The sequence below is a fragment of the Acidovorax sp. Root217 genome (assembly GCF_001428645.1).
In the GTDB taxonomy this organism is placed as follows: domain Bacteria; phylum Pseudomonadota; class Gammaproteobacteria; order Burkholderiales; family Burkholderiaceae_C; genus Acidovorax.
Genome location: NZ_LMIH01000027.1, coordinates 1 through 9,173 on the forward strand (window position 1 = coordinate 1; position 9,173 = coordinate 9,173).

The window sequence follows — 9,173 nt, forward strand, 5'->3', positions numbered from 1 at the left end:
CTTGCGCAGGCCCGGATGTTGTTGGGGCGGTTGCAATAGATTTCTTCTACACCCTCTTGGCGACGCAAAAGAAGGTAGGTGCGCCGCCGGGCGCACACCCCGGCCTCCGACGCCAGCAAAGGCATGCGGCAACCATCGATATCAGTCCATCAGCCCTTCACGGGGGGAATCCGATAGTGGTACTGATAGACCTCGCCAAACCCCAGCCCCGCATACAACCGCTGAGCCACCCCATTGACCGCCCGCACCTGCAGATAAGCCGACCCCGCCCCCACATCCCGCCCCCACTGCAACAGCGCACAGACGAGACCCCGCCCATGCCCCTGCCCGCGCAGGGCAGGATCCACCACGATGTCATACAGCCCGATGGCCCCCCGTTCGAGCACCGCCAGCCCGAAGCCGATGGTTCGACCTGCGCCGTCATGCAAGGTGGCAAAGGCGCAGGGCAGGGCGATCGCATGCACCATGGCATGGTGGACCGCGTGGTTCTGCGCCGCCACACCATTGGCTGCGGCAAAGCCATCCAGCCACGCGGCCGTAGGGGTGGTTTCGATCTGCACGCACGCATGGGCCTGCGCCGCATCCAGCCCGGCGGTTGCCATGACCAAAGAAGGATCGAAGTGCGTGTAGCCTGCATCGGCCAGTTCCTGGTCCGCTGTGGTAGGCGCCAATGGCGAGATGCGAAACACCGGCGGCAGGCCGTGGCGGGCATACAGCGCCTCGGCTGCGGCGCGCACGCCGCTGAAGGATGCGCCGGCTTCGATGGCATTCACCGAATTGGCGCGCTTGGTGAAGCCGCCCGACAGGCGGAACACCCAGCCGCCCTGCAGCACGCTCTGGCGTGCGGGCCAGGCATTGAAGGCGCGTTCTTCGAGGGCGCGGATGGTCTCAGGGTCGACCGGCGTGGACTGGGCCGCGATGGCCAGGGGCATTGCAAGGGACATGCCCATTTATACCAACCGCTGGCGACCGCGCTATGACCCGAGCCGGATGCCGACGATGCCCGCAAACACCAGCCCCGCCGCCACGATGCGCCCCGGCCCCACCCGCTCCTTGAGCAGCCAGGCCGAGACCAGCGCCACCAGCAGCACGCTGGTTTCGCGCAGGGCAGACACCTGGCCCATGGGCGCGCGCGCCAGGGCCCACACGGCGGTCCAGTAGGCGCCCATCTGCATGGTGCCCGCGGCAGCGCACAGCCATAGGGCACGGCGGTCCACCGCTAAGGCGCGCCGCCCCTTCCACCCCAGCACGATGAGGGCCGTGGCGATGCCATCGCCCAGCGTGATGAGGACGGCGAAACCAATGGCCGAGCCGGACTGCCGGGCGCCAAGCGCATCCACCACGGTGTAAGCCGCGATGAGCGCGCCGGTGAGGAGCGCGTAGCCCACTGCCTTGCGGCTGCTGCCGTTGGCTGGGCCTGCCTTCAGCAGCGCCAGCGACAGCACCCCGGCGCACAGGCACAGCACGCCTGCCAAGGCGCCAGGTCCGGGCGACTCGCCAGCGAACAGTGCCCCTCCAAGCATCACCATCACCGGTGCAGAGCCGCGCGCGATGGGGTAGACCTGTCCCAGGTCGCCATGGTTGTAGGCCAGGGGCAGCGCGAAGTGGTAGGAGGTATGGATGGCGATGGACGCGCCCAGCAGCAGCCAGCTCTCGGGCCCGGGCCAGGCCACCCAGGGCAGCACCAGCAGCGACAGCGCGCTGCCGATGAGCGTGGTGATGGCCATGGCGGTGATGCGGTCGCCGCCGATCTTGATGGCGCTGTTCCAGCCGGCATTGAGGGCTGCGGACAGCAGCACGATGAGAAAAACGTCGTTGGTGAGCATCGGGGCATGGTGCTTTTGCCCCAAACATCTGTAAAGTTGAATTCAATGACTGCTGAATTCAGGATTTCTGATGCGTAACCTCAACCTCGACCAGGTGCAGACCCTGATCGCGATTGCCGACCTGGGCACCCTGGCCGCCGCAGCGCAGGCGCTGCACCTGGCACCGCCCACGGTGAGCCTGCACATCAGCGAGCTGGAGTCGCGCCTGGGTGCCACGCTGGTGGTGCGCGGGCGCCGCCACGCCAGCCTCACCCCTGCGGGCGAGGCCCTGGTGGCCGGAGGGCGCCGCCTGCTGGCCGGTGCCGATGAGGTGGTGGAGCAGGTGCGCCGCCGCGCCCAGGGGCTCGAAGGGCTGGTGCGGCTGGGCACCACGGCGGGCGTCAGCGCGCACCTGCTGCCGCGCCTGCTCGACGTGCTGGCGCGCCAGAGCCCGGGGGTGGATGTGGCGCTGGACGTGCTCGGTTCCTCCGAGGCCATGGCCCGCCTGGCGGCCGGCACGCTGGACCTGGCCATCGTCGCCCTGCCGCAGGCCACCACCGGCCAGGTGCAGGTGGTCCATTGGCGCAGCGACCCCATGGTGGCGCTGCTGCCGCCGGGTTGGGAGGCGCCCGAGCGCATCAGCGCCGAATGGCTGGCCTCCCACCGCTGGATGTCGTTCGGCCCGGCCACGCAGATGTACCGCCTGATCGCGGCCTGGTTCGCACAGGCCGGGCTCAGCCCGCGGCCGCGCCTGGAGCTGAACCACCCGCTGGCCCTGCGCAGCCTGGTGGCAGCGGGGCAGGGTGCCGCCGTGCTGCCGCTGGAGCAGGCCGAAGTGACCGGGAGCGACCCCGACAACGCGGGCCTGCAGGTGTGCCCCCTGCATCCACCGCTGCTGCGGCAACTGGGGCTGGCGCGGCGCAAGAGCCAGGAGCACGACGTGGCCATCCAGGCCGTGCAGCAGGCGCTGGAGTCCTTTGCCTCGCCTGGGCCCTTACGGGCTTGAGGGCTAGAGGTGGCGGTAGAAATAGGTCGTGCTGCACAGCGCGCCATCGGGCATCAGCGCGTAGTCGGGCACCACGCCCACGCGCTGCCAGCCCGCGCGCTCATACAGGCGCTCGGCATCGCCGCCGGTCACGGTGTCCAGCACCAGCACGCGCTTGCCTGCGCTGCGCGCCGCGTCGTCCACGGCGGCCATCAGGCGCTGGGCCACGCCCCGGCGGCGGGCCTTGCGGTGCACCAGCATCTTGGCCACGTCGGCGCGGTGGGGCTGGTTGTCGGGCATGGCGGTGATGAGCTGCACGGTGCCCACGATGCCCTCTACCGCATCCTCGGCCACCAGCAGCACGCGCTCATTGCGCGCCACACCGTCGGCCACGCCGCGCCAGAAGGCCAGGGCCTTGTCGCGGGGCAGCGGATCCATGAAGCTCACCGACGCGCCGCCCTGCACGCAGTCGATCAGCACCTCGGCCAGGGCTTCGGCGCTGGCGGCGGCCTCGTTGGCGCCCAGGCGGCGCACGGTGATGGGGGTGTCGGTGGTGGCATTCATGGGGTTCTCCGGGTGGGGGCGGGTGAGGGGAAGGGCAGGGTGGCGAGCGCCACCAGGTAGCGTGCGTCGTGGCGGCTCGGGTTGTGGAACACGATGGGCTGGTTCAGGCGCATGGCCAGGCAGTCGCCCGCCTGCAGATGCCAGGTGGTCTCGCCCACGCTGAGGTCCATGGCGCCTTCGATCAGCCAGACCTGCTGGTGGATGTCGGTCTCGTGCACGGCCGAATCCAGCGCCACGCGCCGGCCCGCAGGGAACACCACCTCCACCAGTTGCAGCGGCGAGGGTGCCGGCGGCGAGAGCCGGCGCCGCACATAGCCCGAGGCCGGGTCCTGCCATACCGGCTGGTCGTCGGCGCGGATCATGGGGGAGGGCGGTGCCGAGCTCGGGATGCCGTCATCGAAGAATGAGGCCAGCGCCACGCCCAGGCCGATGGCGAGCTTGTCGAGCACGGCGGCCGTGGGGCTGCTCTGCCCGCGCTCGATCAGCGAGATGTTGGAGCGGCTCACGCCGCTGCGCTCGGCCAGCGCTTCGAGGGAGTAGCCGCGTGCGTCGCGCAGTTCGCGCAAACGCTGGGCAATGCGGGTGTGGATGTCCATGATTCCAGTTTAATGGATTTTTATTCCATTATGGTGGAATGGTGTGTGCACATCCCATGACCTCGTTGAGCGGCGATACTTGGCAGCAAGAACATCCAGGATTGAAGGAGACACCGTGACGACGACGCTGCCATTCCAACCGCTCGATGCCGACCTGCTGGCCCGTGCTTTGCCCTTGCTCGACGAAGAATGGCTGGCCCGCGACGCCGACCTGGCCCCGGTGCTGCCCACCGTACTCGCGCGCAATGTGGGGCAGGACTGGCACAAGGCCGGCACCTTCCGCCACCACCTGGTGGGCGTGGCGCGTTCGCTGGCCATGTGGCAGCAGCCGCGCGACGTGCGCCTCCTGGGCCTGCTGCACAGCGTGTACGGCAATGCCTTCGTGGACCTGGTGAAGTTCGACCCCGCCAAGGAGCGCGCCCGCGTGCGCGAGATCGCCGGCGAATCGGCCGAGCACCTGGTTTACCTGTTCTGCACCCAGTCGCGCACGCAGTTCGTGCAGCGCGTGCTGGCCGGCGCGCTGGAGGCCGATGGCAGCCTGGTGCTGGGGAAGGATGGCACGCCCCACGTGCTCACCCCCTATGAGGTGGCGGCCTTCATCATCGTGAGCATGGCCGACACCATCGAGCAGTGGTTCAGCTGGCAGGACGACATCTACTCGCGCTTTCCCGCCGTGCAGCAGCGCCCGCAGGCCGTGCACTGGGCGGCATCGCTCTGGCCCGGCCCCATGCGGCCCAGCGGGCGCATGGTGAGCCAGATCAATGCGCTGGGGCTGGCGCTGCAGCACCCGGGCCTGAAGGGCCTGCTGCCCACGCCGCCCGTATTCAACGACTGTACCGCCGCACTGTCGGCGACCGATGAGGCGGCCGCCACCTCGCTGTACTGGTCGGTGATCCAGCAGGACCAGCCGCTGGCCGACCTGGACGTGGCCATCGCCGTGCTCGAGAGCGCGGTGCGCCACAACCCCTGGGTGGGCGAGCCGCAGATGGTGCTGGCCCAGCTCTACCTGTCCGCCGGCCGCAATGCAGACGCTGCGGCGGCTGCCGCCAGCGCGCTGCAGCAGTTCAGTGCCTGGGGCAACTCCTGGGACAAGCGCGTGCAGTGGGATGCCTGGGTGGCATGGACGCGCATCCTGCAGCAATCGGCCACCGAGGGCACCTGGCCCGAGCGGCTGGACAAGCTCAACAACGTAGCGCTGAGGGGTTGAGGGGCAGGGCGGTTGACGCTTGCTGACGTCGTTATATCGATTGAACCTAAGGTAATTAAAAGTTATTCTTTTGAGTTTTAAAGGGCAAACCCTATAGTGGAAACATCCCATAACGAAAGGTGTTTTCCGTGAACAAGCGCTCCCTCCTGCAATCCGCTCTCGCCCTGGCCCTCGCCACCGGTTTCGCCACGGGCGCCATGGCGCAGGACAAGCCCCTGAAGATCGGCGTGACCGGCGGCCCGCACGCCCAGATCTTCGAGGTGGTCAAGAAGATCGCCGACAAGGAAGGTCTCAAGATCCAGGTCATCGAGTTCAGCGACTACGTGCAGCCCAACGCGGCCCTGGCCGCTGGTGACCTCGATGCCAACAGCTACCAGCACCAGCCCTACCTGGACAACCAGGTCAAGGACCGTGGCTACAAGTTCGTGTCGGTCGCCCAGACGGTCAACTTCCCCATCGGCCTGTACTCCAAGAAGGTCAAGAAGCTCGAAGACCTGAAAGAAGGTGCCAAGTTCGGCATTCCCAACGACCCCACCAACGGTGGCCGCGTGCTGCTGGTACTGCAGGACAAGGGCCTGATCAAGCTGCGCGAGGGCGCCGGCCTCAAGGCCACCCCGCTGGACGTGGTGAGCAACCCCAAGAAGCTCAAGTTCGTGGAGCTCGATGCTGCGCAACTGCCGCGTTCGCTCGACGACCTGGACGCCTCGGCCATCAACACCAACTTCGCGCTGTCGGCCGGGCTGAATCCGGGCAAGGACGCCATCACCCAAGAGAACGCCAAGAGCCCTTACGTCAACGTGCTCGTGGTGCGCGAGGCCGACAAGAACAAGCCCTGGGTCGCCAAGCTCGTGAAGATCTACCAGTCGGAAGAAGTGCGCAAGTTCATTCAGACCGAGTTCAAGGGATCGGTGCTGCCGGGCTTCTAAAGCCGTGTGACAAAGGGGTGGCGAGGGGCCGCCCGGTCCATTCAGCGGCCTGTCCCATGGCGTGGTGCAGGCCGCTCTTGCATCACCGGATGCTTATCACCTCCTGAGGGCCGTCTGTCCATGAACTTCCAGCAACTGCGGTCCGTGCGCGAGACCGTGCGCAGCGGCTTCAACCTGACCGAGGTGGCGAACATCCTCTACACCTCGCAGCCGGGCGTGAGCCGCCAGATCCGCGAGCTGGAGGAAGAGTTGGGCATCGAGATCTTCGTGCGCGCCGGCAAGCGGCTCACGGGCCTGACCCCTCCAGGCGAGGCAGTGCTGCCCATCGTGGAGCGCCTGCTGCACGACGCCGACAACCTGCGCCGCGCGGGGCAGGACTACAGCGCCAGCCATGAGGGGCGCCTGTCGATTGCGGCCACCCATTCACAGGCGCGCTATGCCTTGCCGCAGGTGGTGCGCGACTTTCGCGCCATGTTCCCGCAGGTCTCGCTGCACCTGCACCAGGGCTCGCCCAAACAGGTGGCCGAGATGCTGCTCAGCGGCGAGGCCGACATCGGCGTGGCCACCGAAGCCCTGGCACTCTACGATGCGCTGGTCACCCTGCCGTGCTACCGCTGGACGCACAGCATCGTCGTGCCGCCCGACCACCCGCTGCTGGCGTTGACCGAGCCCGTGACGCTGCAGCAGCTCACCGAGTACCCCATCATCACCTACGAGCTGGGCTACACCGGCCGCGCCCACATCGACGAGGCCTTTGCCCGCGAGGGCCTGCGCCCGGACATCGTGCTCTCGGCCATGGACGCCGACGTGATCAAGACCTATGTGGAGCTGGGCATGGGCGTGGGCATCGTGGCCTCCATTGCCGTGGACCCCGAGCGCGACCGCCAGCTGCGCATGCTCGACGCACGCCACCTGTTCGAGGTCAACGTCACCCGCCTGGCCGTGCGCAAGGGCACCTGGCTGCGCGGCTACGCCTACAGCTTCATCGAGACCTTTGCACCCACGCTGCAGCGCGAAGCGGTGGAGAAGGCGGTGCGCGCCACCGGCACGCCGCTGGAGTAGCCAATTCAGGAATTGATGCCGCGCTGTACGGTAGACAGCGCGCGCCGGTACTCTTCGCGCAGGCGGTAGATCTGCGCCGGCCGGTGCGCCCCACCGGTTTCCTGTTCGCCCGCGATGGGTTCGAGCATGTCCAGCTCGTCGATCTTGCGCCGAAAGCTCACCTTGTTGATCGGCTCGCCCAGCACCGCCTCGTACACCGCCTGCAGGCGTGGCAGGGTAATGCGCTCGCCGCACAGGTACACCGGCAGCGACGAATACTGGCTCTTGGCGCGCACGCGCTCCACGGCCAGCGCCACGATGTCCTGGTGGTCGAAGGGCAGGGCGGGCAGCGCGGCCACCGGTGCCAGCGTGAGCCCTTCGCGGTCGGTGGGCAGCAGTTCCGCCGGTACCAGCGCGTAGTAGACGACGGAGACCGACCAGCCCCGCGGATCCCGGTCAGCCCCTGAGTAGGTGGCCAGCTGTTCGAGGTACGGGCTCGCGATGCCGGTCTTGTCGCGCAGCACGCGCGCCGCTGCATCCCAGGCCGTGCTGTCCTCCTGCGCGTGGATGTAGCCGCCCGGCAGGGCCAGTGCGCCAGCAAAGGGCGGGTTCTTGCGCGTGAGCAGCACGACATGCAGGGCATCGTCCCTGAGCGCCATGAGGACCACGTCCACGGTGCAGATGACGGGCGGGAAAGTGGTTTCTGCAGAAGTTTTGGGCATGGCGTTTTCTGTGGCGGCTGGTTGACTTAGTATTTTAATGAAACTATCATAAGTTCATCAATGAAACTAAGTAGGAGGGCCTATGCCATCGGATTTCAACAATGACCTCGAAAGCCGCTACCGCGGTTGCCTCGTCGGCTTGGCCTGTGGCGATGCCTTGGGCACCACGCTGGAGTTCAGCCCGCGCGGCAGCTTCGAGCCCATCGCGGACATGGTGGGCGGCGGCCCATTCCGCCTGGCGCCGGGCCAGTGGACGGACGACACCTCCATGGCCATCTGCCTGGCGCAGAGCCTGTTGCACCGGGGTGGCTTCGACGCCGAAGACCAGATGCGCCGCTATGTGAACTGGTGGCGCTGGGGCTACCCCAGCCCGACCGGCACATGCTTCGACATCGGCATCACCGTGCGCGATGCCTTGTCGCGCTTCATGGCCAACGGCGAGCCGATGGCCGGCTCCACCGACCCCCAGACCGCCGGCAACGGCTCGCTGATGCGGCTGGCGCCCGTGGTGCTGCGCTATTTCCCTGGCATGCAGGCGGTTTTGCGCCAGGCGCGGCTCAGTTCGCAGACCACGCACGGCGCGGCCGAGGCGGTCGAGTGCTGCAGCGTGTTGGCCGAGGTGATTGCCAATGCCCTCGCGGCCGACGCCCGGCGCGGCGAGGCCGCGAGGATGGAGGTGTTGACCGTGGTGCAGGAGGGGCTGGCCTGTCCTGCGGTGCGCAGCATCGCGGCAGGCCAGTACCGGGACAAGCCGCGCGACGCCATCCGCGGCAGCGGCTACTGCGTGGCCTCGCTGGAGGCGGCCCTGTGGTGCTTTGCCACCACCGGATCGTTTGCCGATGCCGTGCTGGCCGCCGCCAACCTGGGCGACGATGCCGACACCACGGCCGCCATCACCGGGCAGGTGGCGGGCGCGTTCTACGGCATCGAGGGCATTCCCGCGCACTGGCGCGGCATGCTGTTCATGGGCGAGGAGATCGGCGACATGGCGGCGGGGCTGCTGCACAGGGACGCGCGCGCCGTGCCGGTCTAGGCCGCATCCATCACAGGCTTCCTGGCTTTGAGGGGGCAGCCAGCACCCGCCAGGCCGCGAAAAGCGGCCGTGCCTTCCCGCTTTTCCGCCCATCGTTCTGGTCGCTACGGGGTACGCTAGGGCGTGTCATCCATCATTTCACCCCCGCGAAAGCCTGCAGCGCGGTGCAGTGCAAGGCGCCCTGAGTGCCGTGTAGCTCGGCTACACAAGCGAAGGGCAACGCCGCAATGAGCCGCGCTGCAGGCTTTCCCTTCGGGCTGGCCCCGGCATGCGGCGTCTGCTTTGTCGCTCGGC

Annotated in this window: 10 protein-coding genes; 5 read left to right on the top strand and 5 right to left on the bottom strand. The window is 67.9% G+C overall.

All coding sequences use genetic code 11. From position 1 onward, the window contains the following. Nucleotides 1–149: 149 nt before the first annotated feature. Both ASE31_RS23400 and ASE31_RS23405 read right to left on the bottom strand, forming a co-directional pair. Nucleotides 150–944 carry an N-acetyltransferase gene (locus ASE31_RS23400; RefSeq protein WP_235514740.1) on the bottom strand — a complete coding sequence of 265 codons (795 nt, stop codon included), beginning with the start codon at nt 942–944 and terminating at the stop codon, nt 150–152. A 30-nt stretch (nt 945–974) separates the two neighbouring features. Further along, the gene (locus ASE31_RS23405) at nt 975–1,826 is read right to left on the bottom strand and encodes a DMT family transporter (RefSeq protein WP_057204215.1); all 852 of its coding nucleotides are present in this window, start codon (nt 1,824–1,826) and stop codon (nt 975–977) included. A 70-nt stretch (nt 1,827–1,896) separates the two neighbouring features. Here ASE31_RS23405 and ASE31_RS23410 point away from each other — a divergent pair, with 70 nt between their 5' ends. Next, nucleotides 1,897–2,811, top strand: coding sequence for a LysR family transcriptional regulator (locus ASE31_RS23410; RefSeq protein ID WP_057204216.1), 915 nt, complete (start codon nt 1,897–1,899; stop codon nt 2,809–2,811). A gap of 3 nt (nt 2,812–2,814) precedes the next feature. On the opposite strand, the gene ASE31_RS23415 is transcribed toward ASE31_RS23410, so the two are convergent. Together ASE31_RS23415 and ASE31_RS23420 are read right to left on the bottom strand one after the other, a co-directional pair. Next, nucleotides 2,815–3,354: an N-acetyltransferase gene (locus ASE31_RS23415; protein ID WP_057204218.1), complete on the bottom strand. Its 540-nt coding sequence runs from the start codon at nt 3,352–3,354 to the stop codon at nt 2,815–2,817. Further along, entirely contained in the window at nt 3,351–3,950 is a 600-nt protein-coding gene (locus ASE31_RS23420) for a helix-turn-helix domain-containing protein (RefSeq protein WP_057204220.1), read from the bottom strand. The genes ASE31_RS23415 and ASE31_RS23420 overlap by 4 nt, the downstream gene beginning before the upstream one ends. A 115-nt stretch (nt 3,951–4,065) precedes the next feature. On the opposite strand from ASE31_RS23420, the gene ASE31_RS23425 reads away from it, so the two are divergent. The 3 genes from ASE31_RS23425 (at nt 4,066) to ASE31_RS23435 (ending at nt 7,145) form a co-directional block, all read left to right on the top strand. Further along, the gene (locus ASE31_RS23425; protein WP_057204222.1) at nt 4,066–5,157 is read left to right on the top strand and encodes a DUF6817 domain-containing protein; all 1,092 of its coding nucleotides are present in this window, start codon (nt 4,066–4,068) and stop codon (nt 5,155–5,157) included. A 128-nt stretch (nt 5,158–5,285) separates the two neighbouring features. Continuing rightward, nucleotides 5,286–6,083, top strand: coding sequence for a MetQ/NlpA family ABC transporter substrate-binding protein (locus ASE31_RS23430; RefSeq protein WP_057204422.1), 798 nt, complete (start codon nt 5,286–5,288; stop codon nt 6,081–6,083). 120 nt (nt 6,084–6,203) lie between these two features. After that, entirely contained in the window at nt 6,204–7,145 is a 942-nt protein-coding gene (locus tag ASE31_RS23435) for a CysB family HTH-type transcriptional regulator (protein ID WP_057204223.1), read from the top strand. 5 nt (nt 7,146–7,150) lie between these two features. On the opposite strand, the gene ASE31_RS23440 is transcribed toward ASE31_RS23435, so the two are convergent. Then, the gene (locus ASE31_RS23440; RefSeq protein WP_057204224.1) at nt 7,151–7,846 is read right to left on the bottom strand and encodes an NUDIX domain-containing protein; all 696 of its coding nucleotides are present in this window, start codon (nt 7,844–7,846) and stop codon (nt 7,151–7,153) included. Between the two features lie 82 nt (nt 7,847–7,928). Here ASE31_RS23440 and ASE31_RS23445 point away from each other — a divergent pair, with 82 nt between their 5' ends. Beyond that, complete coding sequence (locus ASE31_RS23445) at nt 7,929–8,879, top strand: ADP-ribosylglycohydrolase family protein (protein WP_057204225.1); 951 nt, start codon at nt 7,929–7,931, stop codon at nt 8,877–8,879. The last annotated feature ends 294 nt before the right edge of the window (nt 8,880–9,173 follow it).